This is a genomic window from Pseudomonas sp. Marseille-Q5299 (assembly GCF_943737035.1).
GTDB classification, from domain to species: Bacteria; Pseudomonadota; Gammaproteobacteria; order Pseudomonadales; family Pseudomonadaceae; genus Aquipseudomonas; species Aquipseudomonas putida_E.
Window position 1 is genome coordinate 74,405 of record NZ_CALSFR010000006.1, and the last position, 20,757, is coordinate 95,161.

Annotated in this window: 18 protein-coding genes, 1 tRNA gene and 1 pseudogene; 11 read left to right on the forward strand and 9 right to left on the reverse strand. The window is 63.4% G+C overall.

What is annotated here, in order from left to right; all coding sequences use genetic code 11:
• Positions 1 to 97: 97 nt before the first annotated feature.
• The gene (locus NGJ21_RS17640) at positions 98 to 1,066 is read right to left on the reverse strand and encodes a polyprenyl synthetase family protein (RefSeq protein ID WP_039603156.1); all 969 of its coding nucleotides are present in this window, start codon (positions 1,064 to 1,066) and stop codon (positions 98 to 100) included.
• A 245-nt stretch (positions 1,067 to 1,311) separates the two neighbouring features.
• Here NGJ21_RS17640 and rplU point away from each other — a divergent pair, with 245 nt between their 5' ends.
• The 5 genes from rplU (at position 1,312) to NGJ21_RS17665 (ending at position 5,003) form a co-directional block, all read left to right on the forward strand.
• The gene (gene rplU / locus NGJ21_RS17645; RefSeq protein WP_008092021.1) at positions 1,312 to 1,626 is read left to right on the forward strand and encodes a 50S ribosomal protein L21; all 315 of its coding nucleotides are present in this window, start codon (positions 1,312 to 1,314) and stop codon (positions 1,624 to 1,626) included.
• Between the two features lie 38 nt (positions 1,627 to 1,664).
• Positions 1,665 to 1,922 carry a 50S ribosomal protein L27 gene (rpmA, locus tag NGJ21_RS17650; protein WP_008092023.1) on the forward strand — a complete coding sequence of 86 codons (258 nt, stop codon included), beginning with the start codon at positions 1,665 to 1,667 and terminating at the stop codon, positions 1,920 to 1,922.
• 190 nt (positions 1,923 to 2,112) lie between these two features.
• Positions 2,113 to 3,339 (forward strand): Obg family GTPase CgtA, encoded by a 1,227-nt coding sequence (cgtA, locus tag NGJ21_RS17655; RefSeq protein ID WP_046784592.1) that lies wholly within the window; start codon positions 2,113 to 2,115, stop codon positions 3,337 to 3,339.
• An 87-nt stretch (positions 3,340 to 3,426) separates the two neighbouring features.
• Positions 3,427 to 4,545, forward strand: a complete 1,119-nt coding sequence (proB, locus tag NGJ21_RS17660) for a glutamate 5-kinase (RefSeq protein ID WP_012316297.1) — start codon at positions 3,427 to 3,429, stop codon at positions 4,543 to 4,545.
• On the forward strand, positions 4,542 to 5,003 hold the full coding sequence (locus NGJ21_RS17665; protein WP_039603157.1) for a CreA family protein: 462 nt from the start codon (positions 4,542 to 4,544) through the stop codon (positions 5,001 to 5,003). Before proB ends, NGJ21_RS17665 begins: the two co-directional genes overlap by 4 nt.
• 118 nt (positions 5,004 to 5,121) lie before the next feature.
• On the opposite strand, the pseudogene NGJ21_RS17670 reads toward NGJ21_RS17665, so the two are convergent.
• The 4 genes and pseudogenes from NGJ21_RS17670 to mksB form a co-directional block, all read right to left on the reverse strand.
• Positions 5,122 to 5,310: pseudogene (locus NGJ21_RS17670) on the reverse strand (Mks condensin complex protein MksF); the annotation flags it as partial.
• A 55-nt stretch (positions 5,311 to 5,365) separates the two neighbouring features.
• Positions 5,366 to 8,197: an Mks condensin complex protein MksF gene (gene mksF, locus NGJ21_RS17675; protein WP_115273842.1), complete on the reverse strand. Its 2,832-nt coding sequence runs from the start codon at positions 8,195 to 8,197 to the stop codon at positions 5,366 to 5,368.
• Positions 8,194 to 8,901, reverse strand: coding sequence for an Mks condensin complex protein MksE (mksE, locus tag NGJ21_RS17680; RefSeq protein ID WP_251962452.1), 708 nt, complete (start codon positions 8,899 to 8,901; stop codon positions 8,194 to 8,196). The genes mksF and mksE overlap by 4 nt, the downstream gene beginning before the upstream one ends.
• The gene (gene mksB / locus NGJ21_RS17685) at positions 8,891 to 10,168 is read right to left on the reverse strand and encodes an Mks condensin complex protein MksB (protein WP_012316293.1); all 1,278 of its coding nucleotides are present in this window, start codon (positions 10,166 to 10,168) and stop codon (positions 8,891 to 8,893) included. The genes mksE and mksB overlap by 11 nt, the downstream gene beginning before the upstream one ends.
• A 220-nt stretch (positions 10,169 to 10,388) precedes the next feature.
• On the opposite strand from mksB, the gene NGJ21_RS17690 reads away from it, so the two are divergent.
• The 3 genes from NGJ21_RS17690 (at position 10,389) to NGJ21_RS17700 (ending at position 12,320) form a co-directional block, all read left to right on the forward strand.
• Positions 10,389 to 11,177, forward strand: a complete 789-nt coding sequence (locus NGJ21_RS17690; RefSeq protein ID WP_046784589.1) for a hypothetical protein — start codon at positions 10,389 to 10,391, stop codon at positions 11,175 to 11,177.
• The gene (rimI, locus tag NGJ21_RS17695) at positions 11,174 to 11,629 is read left to right on the forward strand and encodes a ribosomal protein S18-alanine N-acetyltransferase (RefSeq protein ID WP_012316291.1); all 456 of its coding nucleotides are present in this window, start codon (positions 11,174 to 11,176) and stop codon (positions 11,627 to 11,629) included. The genes NGJ21_RS17690 and rimI overlap by 4 nt, the downstream gene beginning before the upstream one ends.
• 106 nt (positions 11,630 to 11,735) lie before the next feature.
• A complete protein-coding gene (locus NGJ21_RS17700; protein ID WP_174141596.1) occupies positions 11,736 to 12,320 on the forward strand; it encodes a D-Ala-D-Ala carboxypeptidase family metallohydrolase in 585 nt (194 codons plus the stop codon).
• On the opposite strand, the gene NGJ21_RS17705 is transcribed toward NGJ21_RS17700, so the two are convergent.
• Positions 12,260 to 13,174, reverse strand: coding sequence for a LysR substrate-binding domain-containing protein (locus NGJ21_RS17705; protein WP_119687789.1), 915 nt, complete (start codon positions 13,172 to 13,174; stop codon positions 12,260 to 12,262). The two genes, NGJ21_RS17700 and NGJ21_RS17705, sit on opposite strands and share 61 nt — an antisense overlap.
• Before the next feature lie 145 nt (positions 13,175 to 13,319).
• Between NGJ21_RS17705 and NGJ21_RS17710 the strand changes: the two genes are divergently transcribed.
• Entirely contained in the window at positions 13,320 to 13,931 is a 612-nt protein-coding gene (locus tag NGJ21_RS17710) for a LysE family translocator (protein ID WP_119687788.1), read from the forward strand.
• A 76-nt stretch (positions 13,932 to 14,007) separates the two neighbouring features.
• Here NGJ21_RS17710 and NGJ21_RS17715 read toward each other — a convergent pair.
• A tRNA-Met gene (locus NGJ21_RS17715) sits at positions 14,008 to 14,084 on the reverse strand.
• Between the two features lie 95 nt (positions 14,085 to 14,179).
• A complete protein-coding gene (locus NGJ21_RS17720) occupies positions 14,180 to 15,112 on the reverse strand; it encodes a FecR family protein (protein ID WP_251962453.1) in 933 nt (310 codons plus the stop codon).
• Positions 15,113 to 15,292: 180 nt separating this feature from the next.
• Here NGJ21_RS17720 and NGJ21_RS17725 point away from each other — a divergent pair, with 180 nt between their 5' ends.
• Positions 15,293 to 16,504: an MFS transporter gene (locus tag NGJ21_RS17725; protein WP_115273844.1), complete on the forward strand. Its 1,212-nt coding sequence runs from the start codon at positions 15,293 to 15,295 to the stop codon at positions 16,502 to 16,504.
• A gap of 432 nt (positions 16,505 to 16,936) precedes the next feature.
• The gene (locus NGJ21_RS17730; RefSeq protein WP_251962454.1) at positions 16,937 to 18,097 is read left to right on the forward strand and encodes an MFS transporter; all 1,161 of its coding nucleotides are present in this window, start codon (positions 16,937 to 16,939) and stop codon (positions 18,095 to 18,097) included.
• 95 nt (positions 18,098 to 18,192) lie between these two features.
• Here the strand turns inward: NGJ21_RS17730 and NGJ21_RS17735 are convergent, their stop codons facing one another.
• Entirely contained in the window at positions 18,193 to 20,667 is a 2,475-nt protein-coding gene (locus NGJ21_RS17735; RefSeq protein ID WP_119687786.1) for a TonB-dependent siderophore receptor, read from the reverse strand.
• Positions 20,668 to 20,757: the final 90 nt, after the last annotated feature.

Consider the following 20,757-nt stretch of genomic DNA (forward strand, 5'->3'; position numbering starts at 1 on the left):
GTTTTTGTCCGTACAAATGCATCGCGGGCAAGCCTGCTCCTCTGGAACCACGCGGATCCTGTGGAGCGGGCTTGCCCGCGAAGAGGGTGGCGCGATCTTAGTGTGTACGCGCTACCGCAAACTCACTCAGCTCGACCAGTGCATCCCGGTATTGGCTGGCCGGCAGCACTTCCAGGCACTCAATGGCCCGCTTCACGTAATCACGTGCCAGCTGCGCGGTGTAGTCCAGCGCACCCGAAGCTTCGACCGCCACGCGGATCTGCTCCAGGTCTTCCAGGCCACCCTTCTGGATCGCCTTGCGCACCAGTGCAGCCTGCTCTGGCGTGCCTTCACGCATGGTGTAGATCAGCGGCAGGGTTGGCTTGCCTTCGGCCAGGTCGTCGCCGACGTTCTTGCCCAGGGTCTGCGAATCGCCTTTGTAGTCCAGCAGGTCGTCGACCAGTTGGAAGGCCACGCCCAGGTGGTCGCCGAAGGTGCGCAGGGCCTCGCGCTGCTCGTCGGTGGCACCGGCCAGCGCGGCGGCGCTGTGGGTCGAGGCCTCGAACAGCATGGCGGTCTTGCCGCGGATGACCTCCATGTACACCTCTTCGGTGGTGCTGGCATCGCGCACGCGCGACAGCTGCAGCACTTCGCCTTCGGCGATCACCCGGGTGGCCTTGGAGAGGATCTGCATGACCGGCATGGAGCCCAGCTCGACCATCATTTCGAACGAGCGCGAATAAAGGAAGTCGCCCACCAGCACGCTCGGTGCGTTGCCCCACAGGGCATTGGCGGTGGAGCGGCCGCGGCGCATGCCGGACATGTCGACCACATCGTCGTGCAGCAGGGTGGCGGTGTGCAGGAACTCGATGGTTGCGGCGAGCAGGCGCAGGTCGTCACCCTCGCGGCCCAGGGCCTTGCCACACAGCAGCACCAGCAGGGGGCGCAGGCGCTTGCCGCCGGCCGACGTGATATAGTCGCCGATCTTCGATACCAGCGGCACGCGCGAGGTCAGCTGCTTCTTGATGATCTCGTCGACGGCGCTGAAATCGTCAGCTACCGCGCGGTAGAAGGTTTGGGGTTGCATCGGCTGCTCCAGTGAGGTTGCGCGGCATGCTAGGTCGCGGGTCCCGGTGTGTCAAGGCGCGCCGCCCGGTGAGCGGGGCCGGTACTTGCAAGCAAAACCCGGGTTGCGTACAATCGCGCACCCTAACTTCCTGGGCAGCACCTGCCTTACGCAATTGCGCCGGGCCGTTCCAGCCCTGTGCAGCCATGCCAGCCAATACTCATCATATAAAGCGCTGGGTGAGCAGGATTATCGGAGAAATACCCATGTCTTACGCAGTAATCGTTACCGGCGGCAAGCAGTACAAAGTCGCTGAAGGTGAATTCCTCAAAATCGAAAAGCTGGAAATCGCCACTGGCGAATCCGTGACTTTCGATCGCGTTCTGCTGGTTGCCAACGGTGAAGAAGTCACCATCGGCGCTCCAGTCGTCGCTGGCGCTAAAGTTGTTGCCGAAGTCGTTTCGCAAGGCCGTCACGATAAAGTACGCATCATCAAGTTCCGTCGTCGTAAGCACCACATGAAGCGTATGGGCCACCGCCAGTGGTTCACCGAGATCAAAATCACCGGTATCCAGGCTTAATCGCTCAGATCCCCTGAATTTATTTGGAGAATTGAACCATGGCTCACAAGAAGGCTGGTGGTAGTACTCGTAACGGTCGCGACTCAGAATCGAAACGCCTTGGCGTGAAGATGTATGGCAGCCAGGTCGTCAAGGCCGGCAACATCATCGTCCGTCAGCGCGGCACCCAGTTCCACGCCGGCTACGGCGTTGGCATGGGCAAGGATCACACCCTGTTCGCCAAGATCGAAGGCGTGATCAAGTTCGAGAAGAAAGGCGAGTTCAACCGCCGTTACGTGAGCATCGTCGCCGCTTAATCGCGACGTCGCTCCAGAAGCCCCGTCATGCGACGGGGCTTTTTCGTTTGTGGTGAGCCTCTTGCAAAGCTGTTTGTATGGGCTGCCGGCGTGGGTTTCTTCGGTCGTACGGGGCCGCCGCGCTCATTTTTGCAAGAGCCTCAGGTTTTTTAAGTATTCAGCTCGTCGGAAGGCGAGAGGCGGTTTTTGAATGAAGTTTGTTGACGAAGTATCCATCCGGGTCAAGGCCGGTGATGGCGGTAACGGTTGCATGAGCTTCCGTCGCGAGAAGTTCATCGAGAACGGTGGCCCCAACGGGGGTGACGGTGGCGATGGCGGCTCGGTGTACATGGTGGCCGACGAAAACCTCAACACCCTGGTTGACTACCGCTACACCCGTCACCACGAAGCCCAGCGCGGCGCCAACGGTGGCAGCACCGATTGCACCGGCAAGAAGGGTGAGGACCTGTTCCTGCGTGTGCCGGTCGGTACCACGGTGATCGACGCTTCCACCCAGGAAGTGATCGGTGACCTGGTCACCCCTGGCCAGAAGCTGATGGTCGCCCAAGGCGGCTGGCACGGCCTGGGCAACACCCGTTTCAAATCCAGCACCAACCGTGCGCCGCGCCAGACCACCCCAGGCAAGCCGGGTGACCAGCGCGACCTGAAGATGGAGCTGAAAGTCCTGGCCGACGTGGGCCTGCTGGGCCTGCCGAATGCCGGCAAGAGCACCTTCATCCGTTCGGTGTCGGCCGCCAAGCCGAAGGTTGCCGACTACCCATTCACCACCCTGGTGCCGAACCTGGGCGTGGTCAGCGTCGACCGCTGGAAGAGCTTCGTCGTTGCCGACATCCCTGGCCTGATCGAAGGCGCATCCGACGGTGCCGGCCTGGGTATCCGCTTCCTCAAGCACCTGGCCCGTACTCGCGTGCTGCTGCACCTGGTCGACCTGGCGCCGCTGGACGGCAGCAGCCCGGCCGATGCCGCTGAAGTGATCATCAACGAGCTGACCCGCTTCAGCCCGTCGCTGACCGACCGTGAGCGCTGGCTGGTGCTGAACAAGGCGGACATGCTGATGGACGACGAGCGCGACGAGCGCGTCAAGGAAGTGGTCGAGCGTCTGCAGTGGGAAGGCCCGGTCTACGTGATCTCGGCCATCGCCAAGCAGGGCACCGAGCAGCTCACTCATGACCTGATGCGCTACATCGAAGACCGTGCCGATCGCCTGGCCAATGACCCGGCCTACGCTGAAGAGCTGGCCGACCTCGACCAGCGCATCGAAGACGAAGCCCGTGCCCAGCTGCAGGCCCTGGACGACGCCCGTACCCTGCGTCGTACTGGCGTCAAGAGCGTGCATGACATCGGCGACGATGACGCGTGGGACGATGATTTCGAGGACGACGAAGACGGCCCGGAAATCATTTACGTGCGCGACTGACCGGTTGCAGTACACTAAACGCCGCTCTCTGGAGCGGCGTTTTTGTATCCACGGTATCTACAGATTCGACATAGGTTGGAAGAGAAGATGCGAAGCAAGGTGACTGGCGCCAAGCGCTGGGTCGTGAAGATCGGTAGTGCGCTGCTCACGGCCGATGGCAAGGGCCTCGACCGCGGTGCCATGGCCGTATGGGTCGAGCAGATGGTTGCCCTGCGTGAGGCGGGCGTTGAGTTGGTGCTGGTGTCCTCCGGGGCCGTGGCTGCCGGCATGAGCCAGCTGGGCTGGACCGCACGACCGAGCGCGATGAACGAGCTGCAGGCTGCCGCTTCGATCGGCCAGATGCGCCTGGTGCAGGCGTGGGAGTCGAGCTTTGGCGAGCATGGCAAGCACACCGCGCAGATCCTTCTGACTCACGACGACCTGTCCGACCGCAAGCGTTACCTCAACGCCCGCAGCACGCTGCGTACGTTGGTCGACCTGGGCGTGGTGCCGGTGATCAACGAAAACGACACCGTGGTTACCGACGAGATCCGCTTCGGCGACAACGATACCCTGGCCGCGTTGGTGGCGAACCTGGTCGAAGCCGACCTGCTGGTGATCCTCACCGACCGTGACGGCATGTTCGACGCCGACCCACGCAACAATCCAGAGGCACAGCTGATCTACGAGGCCCGTGCCGATGACCCGTCGCTCGACGCCGTAGCCGGCGGTACCGGCGGTGCCCTGGGCCGTGGCGGCATGCAGACCAAGTTGCGCGCCGCGCGCCTGGCAGCCCGTTCCGGCGCCCATACCATCATCATCGGTGGCCGTATCGAACGCGTACTCGACCGCCTCAAGGCTGGCGAGCGTCTGGGTACCCTGCTGTCGCCTGAGCGCGGCATGCTGGCGGCGCGCAAGCAGTGGCTGGCTGGCCACTTGCAAACCCGCGGCACGCTGGTGCTGGACGCCGGTGCGGTTCAGGCCCTGCGCCAGGCCAACAAGAGCCTGCTGCCGGTAGGCGTGAAGACCGTCCAAGGCAGCTTCCGCCGTGGCGAAATGGTGGTGTGCGTAGGCCCGGACGGCCTTGAAGTGGCGCGTGGCCTTGCCAACTACAGCGCGCTGGAAGCACAGAAAATCATTGGCCAATCGTCCGATGCCATCGAGTCCCTGCTTGGCTACAGTGCCGAGCCGGAGCTGGTCCACCGCGACAACCTGGTGCTGGTATGAACATGCTCAAGCGCGTGATTGCCGTGGCAGCCCTGGCGCTGCCAATGCTGGCAGGGGCCGAGGAAATCGGCCAGGTATCTACTGTGTTCAAGTTCGTCGGGCCCAACGATCGCATCGTGGTCGAGGCGTTCGACGACCCCAAGGTCGAAGGTGTGACCTGCTACCTGTCGCGCGCCAAGACGGGCGGAGTGAAGGGTGGCCTGGGCCTGGCCGAGGACCGTGCGGAGGCGTCGATTGCTTGCCGCCAGGTCGGGCCGATCAACTTCAAGGGTGAGTTGAAAGACGGTGAGGAGGTGTTCAAGGAGCGCACCTCGCTGGTGTTCAAGACCATGCAGGTGGTGCGCTTCCTGGACAAGAAGCGCAATACACTGGTGTACCTGGTGTACAGCGACCGCATGATCGAAGGCAGCCCGCAGAATGCGGTGACGGCGATTCCGATTCTGCCTTGGGCTCACTGATACTTTAGGGGAGGCCTTTGGCCTCCTTTCGCGACACGAGGCCGCTCCTACAGGCGAACGTATATGCCTGTAGGCGCGGCCTCGTGTCGCGAAAGGGCCGCAAAGCGGCCCCAGTTCCTCAGGCCAGCTCTTCGGCCTGATCCTCGCGCACGATCGCTTTCTCCACATCACGTCGGCTGATGTACTTCCAGTCCGCCTCGTCGATATAGATGCCATTCGGCCCGCTACCGCCTTCCAGGTCGATCGCCACATGCGCCGATACCTGTGGCTTCACGCTCGCCAGAATCGGCACGAAGCCCAGCTGCATATGCCTGTAGGAGCGGCCTCGTGTCGCGAAAGGGCCGCAAAGCGGCCCCAGTTCCTCAGGCCAGCTCCTCTGCCTGATCCTCGCGCACGATCGCTTTCTCCACATCACGTCGGCTGATGTACTTCCAGTCCGCCTCGTCGATATAGATGCCATTCGGCCCGCTACCGCCTTCCAGGTCGATCGCCACATGCGCCGATACCTGTGGCTTCACGCTCGCCAGAATCGGCACGAAGCCCAGTTGCAGGCTGGTCTCCAGCAGTGCAGCCTGGTTGCGCTCGTCGATGTCCGCCGCTTCGTCGAGGTAGTAAGGCAGGCGGATGCGCCCGGCCAGGTCGCGGTCCATCAAGTGCAGCAACAGGTACATGTTGGTCAGCGCCTTGATGGTCATGGTGGTGCCGTTGGAAGCGGCGCCGTCGATGTCGGCGTGGATCACCGGCTGGCTGTTGATCTTGGTGATCTCGAAAGCCAGTTCGAACAGGTCTTTGAGGCCCAGCTGGTTGTGGTTGGCCGCCACCAGCCGTGCCAGGTATTCCTTGGCTTCTTCGTTCTTGTGATCCTGCTCCGAATTCTGAGTCAGGTCGAACACCGACAGGGTCTCGCCTTCCTCGTACTGGCCGGCGCTGTGGATGATCTGGTCGATGTGCTTGAGCGCTTCCTTGTTCGGCGCCAGTACCACGCGGAAGCTCTGCAGGTTGGAAACCTGGCGCTTGTTGATCTCGCGGTTGAACAGGGCCAGCTGGTGTTCGAGGCTGTCGTAGTCGCTGCGGATGTTGCGCAGGGTGCGGGCGATGTCGGTGACTGCCGCGCGGCGCGCCTTGGCCAGGGTCAGGGCCTCGTCGGTGCGGTGCGCATAGGCATTGACCAGCAGTTGCAGGCGCCGCTCCATGTCGTCTTCGCTGTCGAACTTGGCCACACCCTTGAGGCGTACCTGGGCGTACAGCGCCTCGATCTGGTTGTCGACGCGCTGCAGGCCCTGCCAGCTGTCCTGGTAATCGTTGAGCAGGGGCAACAGGTTGTCCATGGAGTCGTCGACCGCTTCCATGAACGGCGTGCCGAACGGCAGGTCGGCAGGCAGCAGCTGGCGACGGCGCAAGGCGTCTTCCAGGGTGCGCTGCTTGGCTTCCAGGTCGGCGATCTGGCGGCCGACCAGCTGCAGCTTGGCCGACAGCTGCTGCACGCGCTCGGTGAACGCATCGCTGGAGCGCTTGAGTTCGTCCTGGGCCGCCTCCAGTTGCGCCAGCTGCTCCATCTTCTCCGGTTCTTCAGCCGCCAGGGTTTCGCTGCGACGGTAGTCCTCCAGGGCCTTCTGCGCATCCAGCACCTGCTGGTACAGGGCCTCGGTCTGCGCTTTGGAAGCGGTACGGTCGGCGGCCACCGATTGCTGGGTCTTGAGCTGCTTGAGCTCGCGCTCCAGGCGGTCCTTCTGGTCGCGCAGGGCGGCGCGGTCGGCCAGGGCTTGCAGGGCCGGTGGGTCGATGTGCGAAAGGTCGATGGAAATGCCTGGGGCCTCGAAGCGCTCGCCCTTGAAGCCATCGAGCACCGCTTCCAGCGATTTCACCCACAGGTCGCTATCGTCCAGTTCGATACCGCGCTCGCCCAGCGGCAGGCTGAACAGTGCGCCGTTGAACAGGCGCATCAGGCGGTCGACGTCTGCCTGCGAAAACTCTTCGCGCAGGCGGGCGTAGCTGTTGTTGTCGGCGTGGTCGAGCTGCTGTTTGACCTGCTTGAGGCGCTTTTCCAGGTCGCGCACACGCTCGTCGAGGTCCTCGGCAGAGAACTGCCGCGACTGGGCCAAGGCGCCGGCCAGCTCGTCGTGGGCATCCTTGGCGGCCAGCAACTGCTGCTCCAGCACTTTGACGTCATCAACCAGGGCGAAGCGGTGCTTGAGTACCGACAGCTCGCCGAGCCAGCGCTGGATACCGGTGATTTCACGTTCCAGGCGCATCAGCTCCTGGGTGCCGCCACGCTGGTCGTTCTGCAGGCGGTCCTGCTCGCCCCGGTAGTGCTCGGCCTGGATTACCAGCTCTTCCTTGCGCGCCATGGCGTATTCCTGCCAGGTGCCCAGCAGGTTGTCGAGCAGTGGCGAGAGGCGGTGCAGCTTGCCGCGCAGGATGTCGCGCTGGGCCACACCGCCGGCCAGGGCTTCGACCAGGGGGCCGGCGGCAACCAGGGCGTTGTAGTCCTGCTCCATGCGGCGTACGTCGCGGAAGGCTTCTTCGCAGGCGGCGATGTAGTCGACGCTGCCCGAGCGCAGGCTGTGCTCGAACGCGTCGAGGAACAGCTGTTTGAGCTTGGCGGCGGTGATTTCGCGCATGTGCAGCAGGTTGATGAACAGTGCGCGGAAGGTTTTCAGGCTCTGCTCGCTGGTCGAGCGCAGCGGGATCATGGTCAGGTCCAGCGGCACCGAGGTGTGGCCGCCGACCAGCAACCGGCGCAGTTCGTCCGGCTTGAGCTCGTAGGCTTTGAGGCCCAGGCGCTCGAGGTTGGTGAACAGCTCTTTCTGGCGCAGGCAGGTGTCGTTCTTCTGGTAGTGATCCAGGTCCAGTTCACCCTTGTAGGCAAAGAACTGGTGGCCGAAACCGCCGCCCGGCCCGCGACCGACCACGCCGATCACGTGGGGGCCGTGGGGCAGGTTCAGTTCGCAGAGGATGTACGAGGTGTCGCTGGCGAAGTAGAAACGGCGCGATTGCTCTAGGCTGTACTTGCCGAAGCTCATGTCGGACATGCGCGCCAGGATCGGGAACTGCAGGGCGTTGATCGAGGCGGATTTGCCCAGGTTGTTGGCGCCGTAGACCGACAGCGGGTGCTCCAGCGGGAACAGGCCCAGGCTGTAGCCGGCGGTGTTGAGCAATGCGAAGCGGCGGATGCCATAGCGTTCCTGGCTCATGCGTCAATCTCCTGTTGCTCTTCGCGGATGGCCCGGGTCAGGGCCTCTTCTTCGCTTTCTTCGCCCTCGAACGGGGTGAGGTCGAGCGGGTCGTCGGTGCGGGCCAGCGCTTCGGGGCTTTCTTCCTCGACCAGCACCGGCGTTGGCAGCGGCAGGTCGCTGTGCAGGCTGGCGGCCAGGTCGCGGTCCTGCTGCACCGACAGGCACACGTCGAGGAAACGGTGCATCGGCGGCAGGAAGCGGTAGATCCCGCCTTCTTCGTGGGCGAAGCCGAGCTGGGTCATGCGGCGCATGATCTTTTCTTCCAGCTCGTCGACAGTCTGCACTTCAGCCTGCAGGAACAGGTCACGGTATTTTTCCAGCAGCGAGGGCAGCTCGTCGCGCCCGATGCTGCCGCCGTCGAGCACCGCCATCGGGTCGCGGCCCTGGTCGGCCAGGTGTTCGACCAGGATGAAGGTGAACAGCGACAGGCGTTGGGCGGTCTTGTTGACCTGCGCGGCGGCCTGCTCGGGGACGAAGTAATAGAAGCCGCGGGTATCGCACACCAGCTCGAAGCCCAAAGCCTTGAACAGGGTGCGGTACTGGTCCTGGAAGTTCGACAGCTGGGCGTACAGCTCCGGGTCGCGGCGGCTGACGTGGAACCCTTTGAACAGCTCGCGGAAGATCGGCGCGAGCTGGGACAGTTCGGAAAGATCAAGATGCATTGGCTGGGCTCGCGTTGGTTTCAGGTTGCGCTTCGCGGCTGGATGTCAGGGCGAACGAGCGCAGGCTGACCAGGTGTTCGTGGGTGGTGTACTCGCGGCGTTCGAGGCGTTCGCGCTTGAAACGCTTCTCACGCGACAGGCGCGAGAACCAGTACAACAGTTCGTCGGTGGCGCCTTCGGGCTCCTGGTCCAGCAGCCAGACCATCAGGTCAGGCAGTGGCAGGGCATCCTCGCAGCGTTCGAGCATTTCCTTGACCGTGCGTGGCGCGCGCGGCAGCGGGCCAGTCTGGGTCTTGTGCGCCTTGGGGAACTTGGCCGGTTTCGGCTCGAAGCGGGCGAGGGCATAGACGTACGCCTCGACCTGGCTGGCGCTGCCCAGGAAGGTACTCTGCGGCCGGGTGAACAATGGCATGGCGGCCTGCGGCACGGCGTCGATACCCTTGCGCCGGATCACCGACAGGGCCAGGGCGGCGCCGCGGGTCACGGCATTGTGCCGGCGCGCCTCTTCGCGCAGCGGCAGCAGCAGTTCACGGGCGTGGCGCAGGGTCAGCTGGGCGCTGGTCTGCATCTCGAGGATGCGCGCATGGGTGCGCAGCAGCATGTCGTCGTCGACCAGGTGGCCCAGGCGCGCCTGTTCGCCGAGCAGTTTCAGCAGCACGGTCTCGACCTTGCGCACGCCCTGTTCGAAGGCGCCGTCGGCATTGACCAGCTGGATCATCGGCTCGACGTATTCGTCCCAGGTCGCCAGGACTTCGGCATAACGCTGGCGTAGCGGGATCTGGCGGTTGCTGGTCTTGGCCCGTTCGGCCACGGCGACCAGCGCCTGTTCGTCGTTGTCGAGCTTTTTCAGCACGTCGCGCACGCGCATGTCGAGCAGGCGCAGCTGGCGCGCCAGGTCATCGCTGTCGCGGTTGTCGAAGGCATCCTGAATGTGCCCGGCAAGGCGCTCCAGGTGGCGCAGGTAGGCCTCGATCTCCAGGCACAGGCCCAGGCGGTGCTCGCGGCGCAGGTAGGCGAGGAAGTCGTGGATCTGGGCGTTGAGCTCGAAACGGTTCGGGCTCTTGGCCACCGGGACCAGGATATCCAGGCGGATCCACACGTCGAGCAGCTGGGTGATGTCCTGCGGCGTGCTTTCCACTTGCTGGCGGCCCAGCTGCTGGCGCAGTTCGACCAGGCTCAGGGTGCCTTGGTCGAAACGCTCGCACAGCGGCTCGATGAGGGCCCAGTGTTCGGCTAGGGCGCGCAGGACGCGCTTGGGTTCGATCATTGGCGTCTACTCGTTGCCAAGTAAAAAGGGGGCGATTGTACTGCATCCGGGGGGGAGGATTTCACCCCTTGGTCTGTAATGAGGGATAACCCCGGATTGGCTGGGGGTTTCCCTGGCCCCTCGGCGGTACAGGCAGCAATTTTCTGCCGACCAGTTGCGGCGCTCGGCAGCCAACAGCGTTAGAATGCCCGATTGTTCAAGCCCCCCGGATACCCGTGCCTTGCTGACCGAGTCCCGCCGCCGCGCCTACCTTTCCGCCATGCAAGTGGTGCATTGGCTGCCGCGCGCCGAACTGCCGTTCGCTGCGCCGTCGCGGCCCGAGCTGCTGTTGCCGCAGGTTCCGGTCGAGCACGCCGCGTTCGAGGTCAGGCCTTCGCCAGCCCCTGCCAACGAAGCGCCGGTCGCACCCCAGGCGCGCTCCGGCGAACGGCCGAAAATCGAAATTCCGCGCCCGGGCAACACGCCAAAGCCCGCCGCCAAACCGGTCGAGGCCGAGGAACAAGCCCCTGCGCCACGCCCGGCCCCCGTGCCGCCACCGCGTTTTTCGCTGCAACTGCTGCGCGCCGGCAACTGCCTGCTGCTGGTGGAGTTGGCCACCGGCCAACCCTTCCAGAGCCGCGACCCATCCTACCTGCTGCTCAAGGACATGCTGCGCGCCGCAGGCCTGCCAGATGCCCCGCAGATCATCGGCGAGCCGGTGCGCTGGCCGCTGCTGGTGCGTGGCAACATGGACCAGGGGCCGGATGCCGCGCGTGATTTCGTCCAGGGTTTCATCCAGGCGCGCCTTGAAGAAGCCCCTTGTACCTGCCTTTGGCTGATCGGCATGCCGGCCTTGCGCTTTGCCGCCAATACCGACGCCCAGGCCTATTACCAAGTACTCAAGCTCGACGGCCTGGGCGATGCCTGGGCCTTGCCGGGCCTTGAACTGTTGATGGACGAGCCGCAGCGCAAGGCGGACGTCTGGAAAGCGATGCGCCAGCTGATGGCGCGCTGGAAGAGCGTTGAATGAGTGAATCGATCAGTTTCCGCCCCATGACCGAGGCGGATCTGGATGCCGTGCTTAAGATCGAATATGCCGCGTTCAGCCATCCCTGGACCCGCGGGATTTTCCAGGATGCGCTCAAGTCCTACGAAGTGTGGTTGATGTTCGATGGTCAGCAGCAGGTCGGCCATGGTGTGATCAACGTGATCATCGACGAAGCGCACCTGCTGAACATTACCGTCAAGCCGGAGAACCAGGGGCGTGGCCTGGGTTTGCGCTTGCTCGAGCACCTGATGGCGCGGGCCTATCAGCTCAATGGGCGCGAGTGTTTCCTGGAGGTGCGGGCCAGCAACCAGTCGGCCTATCGCTTGTATGAGCGGTACGGCTTCAACGAGATCGGCCGTCGGCGTGATTACTACCCGGTGGCTGGCGGGCGCGAGGATGCGCTGGTGATGGCTTGTACGTTGCTCGAAGACTGACTTTCAATCCTTCCTGCTCTGTTGCCAGTAATTTGTGCATGCTTAACTCCTTGTAATGGCCGCCCCGATGGGCGGCCGTGCTCATGCTGGGGCAGAAGGAGCGGGGATGAGAAGGACGAAATGGCTGCTGATGGCCGCAAGCGTGATGCTGGGTGGCGTGGCTCAGGCCGATGAGCGTGACCTGTGGATGTTCGCGCAATGGGCCGGGGATCATCACACCCGCCCTTTTCGGGAGATGCTGGTGGACGCCCGCCTGTATGGCGTGGTGCCGATTCATCAATTGCTGCGCTCGGCGTCGGACTGGCGGCTGTGCAAGGCTTCACCGTTTGCCGTGCCGCCGCCTGGCAACTGGCCGGCGGTGCGCTCTACGCTGGCGCTGATCAATACGCTGGAAAAGCAAGGCATCCTGCGCCAGTTCGAAGTGGTCTCCGCCTACCGTGACCCCGGCTTGAACAGGTGCGCAGGTGGGGCCGCGGGCAGTGCCCATACCCGTGCCTTCGCAGTCGATATCCTCCTGCCGGCCTGGGCCGACCCCAACCCGTTGTGCCGCTTCTGGCAGCAGCATGGCCAGGCCTGGGGCATGGGGCTGGGGCGCTACCCGACAGGCCGCATCCATATCGATACCGCGGGTTATCGCACCTGGGGCGGTGATGGCAGTGCGGCGTCGTCGTTCTGCAGCAAGCCCAGGTGAGCGAGGCAGGCCTGGCTTTCTCCCACTACCCAATCGGCAAAGCATTGGCGCTTGCCGCCGTCATCCAGCGGTTGCGGGCTTAGCAGGTGATAGGCGGATCCATCGCGCAGAAAGCCGAATGGCGCCTGCAACTGCCCGCTGTCGAGTTCGTCGCGCACCATCAGCGCCGAGGCGATCGCCAGGCCCAGGCCGGCACTGGCGGCCTGCAGTGACAGGTAGAAGTGTTCGTAGTCGCTGCGTTGGCAGTGTCGCGCTTGCTGGCCACTCAGGCGCAGCCACGCGGGCCAGGCACTGGGGCGAGTGTTGCTGTGCAACTGGCGTTGGCCATCGAGTGCGGTGCCGCCATCGCGGTTGACCGGGCCGATCCATTCGTCGCAGACCTTCAGCGCGTGCAGGGTGGGCGGCCAATGGAAGTCATCACGTCGCAGTGCCAGGTCAACGCCGCTGCGGGCAAAGTCCAGCGGCCCACCGGAGGCCACCAGGTGCAGTTGCAGGTCCGGGTGGGCGGCATGAAAGCGGGGCAGGCGGGGGATCAGCCAGCGCATGGCGATGGTCGGCTCGCAAGAAAGGACCAGCACATTGTCCGGTTCCTGCTGCTGCAGGCGCTGCACTGCGCTTTCGAGTTGCTCGAAGATGGCCTGGGTGGTGCCGTGCAGTGCGCGACCGGCCGGAGTCAGGAAGATTGCCCGGTTACGGCGCTCGAACAGCTCGACACCTAGGCTTTCCTCAAGCAGGCGAACCTGGCGGCTGACGGCGCCATGGGTGACGTGCAGGCGTTCGGCGGCCCGCACGAAGCTTTCGGTTTCGGCGGCGATGTCGAAGTAACGCAAGGCAGTGAGTGGGGGAAGTTTCATGGGCTTTAAGTTGCCAGCGACGGCACGGCACCTGTGTGAGAAAAACTAGCGGATTCGCGTAACTATAAATCGATTTTCCCAGCGCACTGCTATTTCGATAATGGCGACATCTGTGCATTTTCATCGCCTATCGAGGACTTCTTTCGTGACTGAGCTTTTCGCTATCGCCCTTTTCACCCTGCTGGCCGTCGTCAGCCCTGGCGCGGATTTCGCCATGGTCACCCGCAGCAGTTATGCACAGGGCCGCAAGGCCGGCCTGGCGGCGGCTGTGGGTATAGCCCTCGGCGTTCAGGTGCATGTGCTGTACACGGTGTTGGGCATTGCCGTGGTCATCAGTCAGAGCCCTGCGCTGTTCCTGGCCATGAAAATGCTGGGCGCGGGATACCTGATCTATCTGGGATATCAGTCGCTGACCAGCACCACCCGCATCAGTCTTGATGGCCAGGAATCGGCTGTGGGGCTGCTGGCTGCCTTGCGCACGGGCTTCCTGACCAACGCCCTCAACCCCAAAACCATGCTGTTCGTGATCAGTGCCTACACCCAGGTCGTGCAGCCAGGTAGCCCGTTGGCGCTGGACTTCGCTTATGGTGCGTTCATGTCGCTGGCCCACTGGGCGTGGTTTAGTCTGGTGGCGGTGTTTTTTTCCAGCGCCGGGTTGCGCAAGGTAATGATCGAGCGCCAGCGGCTGGTCGACCGCCTGATTGGTGTAGCGCTGATAGGGCTTGGCTTGGCAGTGGCGGTGTCGGGGGTGCGCTGAAAGCGATAGAGAAGGGTGCAAACTTTTTTGCGGGCAAAAGAAAAGGGCCTACCTTGCGGTAAGCCCTTTTCAAGTTTGGTGGCTACACAGGGACTTGAACCCCGGACCCCAGCATTATGAATGCTATGCTCTAACCAACTGAGCTATGTAGCCGATGGCGCGCATTATTCCCTTGTGATGCCCCTGTGTCAACACTCATTTCAAAAAAAATTTGCACGCTTTCAAAAACTTAGCCGCCCAGCCTGTTTTCAGCGCACGATCAGCCATTGACCAAGAATGCTGTACACCTGCAGGCGCTGCTCGGCAATCAGGGCGTCGAGGGTTTCGCCGGCGCGGTCGAGGTTGAAGTCGCCACTTACCCGCCGATCGGCCACCTGTTCGTCCATCATCCATACGCGGCGGCCCTGGTAGCTGGCCAGGCGTTCGATGACTTGGCCCAACGGCATGTCGATGGCGCGCAGGTGGCCGCTGCGCCAGGCGTTCGCGTTTTTGACATCGACCTTCTGCACGGGGTTGATCCGGGCATCGGTGAAGGTCACCCGCTCACCCGCCGACACCATGCGCTGGTCGCTACCCTGGGCGATCATGGCCTTGCCATTGAGCACCACCAGTTCGTCATGCCCGGCATGGCGCGCCACCATCAGGCGAGTGCCGAATACCTGGATACGCGCATCGTCCACCTGCAGTTCAAGGGCGCGGCCGTCGAGCATCACCTGCAGCTCGACCTGGCCCTGCACAACCTGCAGCAGGCGGGTACGCCCGCGCAGGTCGGCATTCAGTGCACTCGCGCTGTCCAGGTGCAGGGTTGAGCCATCGGCCAGGCGTACGCTGCGCCGCTCGCCAGCGCCAGTGTGCAGCTCGCTGCCCAGGCGCTGCATCAGTGGCCAATACAGGTACGCCAACACGGCCAGCGCCAGCAGGAACAGCAATGCCAGCCCTTTGCCGAGGTGGCTGCGTCGCACGGTGACCTGGCGCGGGCGAGGCCGTGCTGGTGGCGCTTGCAATTGCTGCCAGCAGGCTTCGAGCTCGGCGTAGGCATGGGCATTTAGCGGGGCCTGGCACCAGCGGGCGAAGGCCTGGCGTTCCCGGTCATCGCAGCCTGGTTGGCGCAGGCGGGAGAACCACGCCAGTGCTTCCTGTTGGGCGTCGGCCTGAATCTGCGTGGCGGGCATCGGGCTCATGCTGAAATGTGCTCGCTAAAGGGCGTTTGCGCCCAACAATTGCGGGGGATTTGGTGCGAGGATGCTAAATATATTGAGAACCATTTGCAAGTACGCAGTAATAGAGGGATAAAAAGGTAGCTATGTATCCATTTGTTTCCTGATAATCGGATCCCAAACCTGCGGACGGAACTCAAGCTCATGGCCATCAGCAGCACCTCCACCGCCAGCACCGGTTCGGCAAGCCAAGCCAACCCACTGGTGATGCGCATCATCGCCTTCTGCGCGCTGGCGCACCTGATCAATGACCTCATCCAGTCGGTGCTGCCGGCGATCTACCCGATGCTCAAGGCCAATTACGACCTGAGCTTCACCCAGATCGGCCTGATCACACTGACCTTCCAGATAACGGCGTCGCTGCTGCAGCCCTGGGTCGGCTTCTTCACCGACCGCCGGCCGACACCGAACCTGTTGCCGCTCGGCACCCTGTGCACGTTGGTAGGTATCGTCATGCTGGCCTTCGTCGGCAGCTTCCCGATGATCTTGCTGGCTTCTGCGCTGGTGGGTATCGGCTCGTCGACCTTCCACCCGGAGACCTCGCGGATTGCGCGGCTGGCCTCAGGTGGGCGTTTCGGCCTTGCGCAGTCGACCTTTCAGGTCGGTGGCAACGCAGGCTCGGCCTTCGGCCCGCTGCTGGCGGCAGCCATCGTCATCCCGTTCGGCCAGACCCATGTGGCCTGGTTCGGCGTGGCTGGCCTGCTGTTCTTTGCCGTGACCCTGATGCTGCGCCGCTGGTACACCGAGCATCTCAACCAGGCCAAGGCGCGCAAGGTGGTGCAGGCCACCCATGGCATCTCGCGCAAGCGTGTGATCGCGGCGTTGGTCGTGCTGGGCCTGCTGGTGTTCTCCAAGTACTTCTACATGGCCAGCTTCACCAGCTACTTCACCTTCTATCTGATCGAGAAGTTCGACCTGTCGGTGGCCAGCTCGCAACTGCACCTGTTCCTGTTCCTTGGCGCGGTCGCGGCCGGCACCTTCTTTGGTGGCCCGATCGGTGACCGCATCGGGCGCAAGGCGGTCATCTGGTTCTCGATCCTTGGTGTGGCGCCGTTCACCCTGGCGCTGCCGTACGCCGATCTGTTCTGGACCACCGTGCTGAGCGTGGTCATCGGCTTCATTCTGGCGTCGGCGTTCTCGGCGATCGTGGTGTACGCCCAGGAGCTGGTACCGGGCAGTGTGGGCATGATTGCCGGGGTCTTCTTCGGGCTGATGTTCGGCTTTGGCGGGATTGGCGCAGCGCTGCTGGGGTACGTTGCGGATTTGCGCGGTATCGAGTACGTGTATGGCGTGTGTTCGTTCCTGCCGTTGTTCGGTCTGTTGGCCGTGTTTCTGCCCAATACCGGTAAGCGCTGACAGCGTAGGGGCTGCTTTGCAGCCCAATCGCCGGCAAGCCGGCTCCCACAGGTAATTGTGTTAACTTCTGGAAATTGGGCAAGACAGTTGCTCCCACTATCGGGGCAGTGCTGATGTTCGCTGTGGGCGCCGGCAATTGACGGCTCAGCCTGGCTTGGCCTAGAGTGCCGCCTCTTTTCCCCAACCTGCGTAGTAGCCAAAGCAATGTGCCGTACCCAGTCCCTACCACACGCCCGCCAGCCTGCCCTCCAGGCCATGCGTCGCGCGTGGCCGAGCGATACGGTGCTCAAGCGTCGCCGCAGTGTGCTGTTTGCCTTTACCTTCTCGCCACACCTCGCCCTGAACTGACCTGCGCTCCTGCGTCGTCCGCCGTCCCGGCGTGCGCCTGGGCGCCTGTATCTGCGCGTCTTTTCAGTTTGCTGGGAGTGGTACATGAACATGCGTTTGCTGGCGGGCCTTCTGTTCGCCGTGTCTGTGGTCGGCTTCAGCCTGGGGGCCAGCCTGCCGCTGGTGTCGTTGCGTCTGCATGAGGCCGGTGCCGGCACCTTGCAGATCGGCATCATCTCGGCCATCCCCGCTGCGGGGATGATGCTTTCGGCGTTCATGGTCGACGCCTGTTGCCGGTACCTGACCCGGCGCACCATCTACCTGCTTTGCTTCAGCCTGTGCACCGTGAGCATCGCCTTGCTGGAATGGGCATTCGATTCGGTCTGGATGCTGGCCCTGCTGCGCCTGGGCCTGGGTATCGGCATGGGCATCGCGATCATCTTGGGCGAGTCATGGGTCAACGAACTGTGCCCCGATCACAACCGCGGCAAGATCATGGCGCTTTACGCCACCAGCTTCACCGGCTTCCAGGTACTCGGCCCGGCGATGCTCGCAGTGATTGGCGCCAACAGCCCGTGGATCACCGGTGTGGTGACCTTCTGTTATGGCCTGGCGCTGCTGTGCATTGTGCTGACCGTACCCAACGATCATGTGGAGCATGGTGAAGAAGGCGAGAAAAGCTTCGGCCTGGCGGGCTTCTTCCGCGTCGCCCCGGCGTTGTGCGTGGCTGTGCTGTTCTTCTCCTTCTTCGATGCGGTCGTGCTGTCGTTGCTGCCGGTGTATGCCACCAGCCATGGTTTTGCCGTGGGCGTGGCGGCGCTGATGGTGACGGTGGTGTTCGCCGGTGACATGGTTTTCCAGTTGCCGTTGGGCTGGCTGGCCGACCGGGTCGAGCGCACCGGGCTGCACATGGTGTGCGGGCTGGTGGCGATGGCGATCGGTATTGCCTTGCCATGGCTGCTGGACATGGCCTGGCTGCTATGGCCGCTGCTGGTGGTGCTTGGCGCTGTGGCAGGGGGTATCTATACCTTGGCGCTGGTGCTGATCGGGCAGCGTTTCAAGGGCCAGGATCTGGTCACCGCCAATGCCAGCGTTGGCCTTTTGTGGGGCGTGGGCAGCCTGGTCGGGCCGCTGGTCAGCGGCGCGGCGATGGATGTGGCGCCGCATGGGCTGCCGATGGCGCTGGCGATCATGGCGGGGCTGTTCGTGTGCTTTGCCCGGCAGTCGTACCGGCGGGCCGGTAAGCTGCGGGCAGTGGCGGACTGAGGATTGTTGTTGCCAGTGCTGGCCCTATCGCCGGCAAGCCGGCTCCTACAGGTGCACCTGAGGCCTTGAGGGTAGTGGGGGCCTGGCAGCCTGGGTCAGAAGCTGCCGCGCAAGGTCACTGACACATTGCGCGGGTCACCCCAGTAATACCCGGTCGGCGTCGGCGCCACCTGGCGGTAGTACTTTTTGTCGAAGATATTGTTGGCATTGAGCTGCAACGAGTAATGCTCGTTGAACCGGTAATTGACCATCGCGTTATACACCGCATACCCCGCCTGCGTGGCCTCGGCGCTGCCGCTGCGGTTGTAGATGTCGCTCTGCGCCTGCACGCCGCCGCCAACCGTCCACGCTTGCAGCTCGCCCGGCAGGCGATAGCTGGTGAACAGGCGCAGCATGCGCTTGGGGTCGGTGGTGCGGATGGCGTTGCCGGTGTTGCTGATGGTGTCCTTGAGTTGCTTGGTGGTGTTGTAGGTGTAGCCACCGGTCACGTTCCAGCCTGGTAATACTTCGCCGGAAATCTCCAGCTCGAAGCCCTGGCTGCGGTTCTTGCCAGCAGCCACCTTGCAATAGCCCGAGGTGTAGTTGGGCGGGCAGGGGTTGGGGCCGCTCAGGTCATCCAGGGCGTTGCCCACCTGGTAGATGCGGAAGAACGCCAGCGAGGTGTTCAGCCGCCCCTCGTAGAACTCGCCTTTGATTCCGGTCTCGTAAGCTTCGCCTGTGGTGGGCTCCAGCACCGAGCCGCTGACGTCGGTGGCGGTCTGCGGGTTGAAGATTTCGGTGTAGCTGGCGTAGGTGCTGAAGTTATCGTTGAGGTCGTAGATCAGCGCCGCATACGGCACGATCTTGTTGTCGACGCTGAACTTGCCGTTCGACTTGACGTTGTTTTCCTGCTCGTAGTCATACCAGTTGGCCCGTACCCCGATGATAGCCGTGAGCGGGTCTGCCAGGGAAATGCGCCAGGTGGCGTAGGCCGCTTCCTGGGTGGTGCGCGTGCGCACCGGATGGGCGGTTATGTTGATGTCCGGTTCGGCCAGGCTGGTCTTTGGGTCCCACTCGCGGATGTCGAAAACACCGGAGGATACGAAGTTGGTGGCCGAGGCGTAGGAGTCATTGCGAATGCGCTCGACACCCAGCATCAGGTCATGGCTGCGACCGAGCAGCTCGAATGGCCCATTGAGGGTGGCGCTCAGGTTGTTCTGCAGGCTCTCGCCGCCGTCGCCTTCGGTAACCTGATAGTTCATCAGGTAGGGGTTGTTGCTGGGGTTGGCAGCGCCGCTGGCACGGGTGAAGTAGGTCTGCTTGAAACCGTGGTCATCCAGCTCGAAGTGCGTGCGCTGGGCCATCAGCTTGAGCGACCAGTCGTTGTCGAAACGGTGTTCGAGCTCGGCAAAGGTCTGCAGGTTGCTGCGGTCCCAGCGGTTCCAGTCGGCACCCAGGTAAGTGCTGCGGCCAAACGCAAGGGGCGAGCCATCATAGTCGGCGGGCAGGTTGCCCCAGGCGCCGGTGGCATCGAGCTTGGTCCACTCAAGGCCAGTGGTCAGGGTGGTGCTTTCATTCAGATCGAAGGCCAGCACACCGTAGAACACCTCTTTGCGCTCCTGGCGCGAGTCCTGGAAATGGTCCTTGTCATCGTGCACGGCGATCACCCGGCCTCGCACGTTGCCGGTTTCTGTCAGCGGGCCGGAGATATCGGCGACATAACGCTGGGCATCCCAGGAGCCGAGGGTGACGCTGCCTTCGCCCTGGAATTCGTGCGTCGGGCGTTTGCGCACCAGGTTGACGGTGCCTGACGGGTTACCCGCGCCGCGAATCATGCCGGTGGCCCCGCGCAAGATCTCGGCCCGGTCGATGATGGCCGAATCGCTCTGGATGAATGAACCACCGCCGCTGCCCTGTACCACGGTGGCGCCATCGTACTGGATGGCATCGATCGCATAGCCGCGCGAGTAGTACTGCACGCGTTCGCTGTCGGTGAGGTTCACCACCACACCAGGCGTCTGCTCCAGCAGGTTGGTCAGGTTGGTGATGTTCTGGTCGTCGATGCGCTGGCGGGTGACCACGGTCACCGACTGCGGGGTGTGGCGAATGCTTTGTGCGGTCTTGCCGATGGTGACCGCACCGGTCGTGTAGGAGCCACTGTGCTCGGTGGTTTCCCCCAGGCGATCGCTGGAAATGCTGGTGGCACCCAGTTGCAGTGCGCCACCGGCGTCCAGTGCGGGTATCAGCAGAAAGCTGTTATCGCCTTCCTGTTGCACTTGCACATCGCTGCCCATCAGCACGAGGGTCAATGCTTGGGCCGGCTCGTGGCGCCCCTGCACGCCTTGGGTGGTCTTGCCCTGCAGGCTGTTCGCATCGAACGACAGGCTCAGGCCGCCTTGCCGGGCCACCTGGTCCAGTGCCGGGGCCAGAGGGCCTGCGGGGATGCTCCAGTCGATTTGCCGGTGCTGGCTGGCGGGTGCAGCCGCGACCTGTGCGGGCAGTGCCAGGGCGCTGCCCAGGCCGAGGCCGAACACGGCGGCGCGCACGGCATGGCGCAGCCTGTCGTTGCGGGGGGAACACGGGTGGATCATGGACCGCTCCTGAAGGTTTCGTAGACCACTTTTCGGGCTTTGTTCCTTCAGGCCGGACGAGAATGAGATTCCACCTCATTCTTTTTCAAA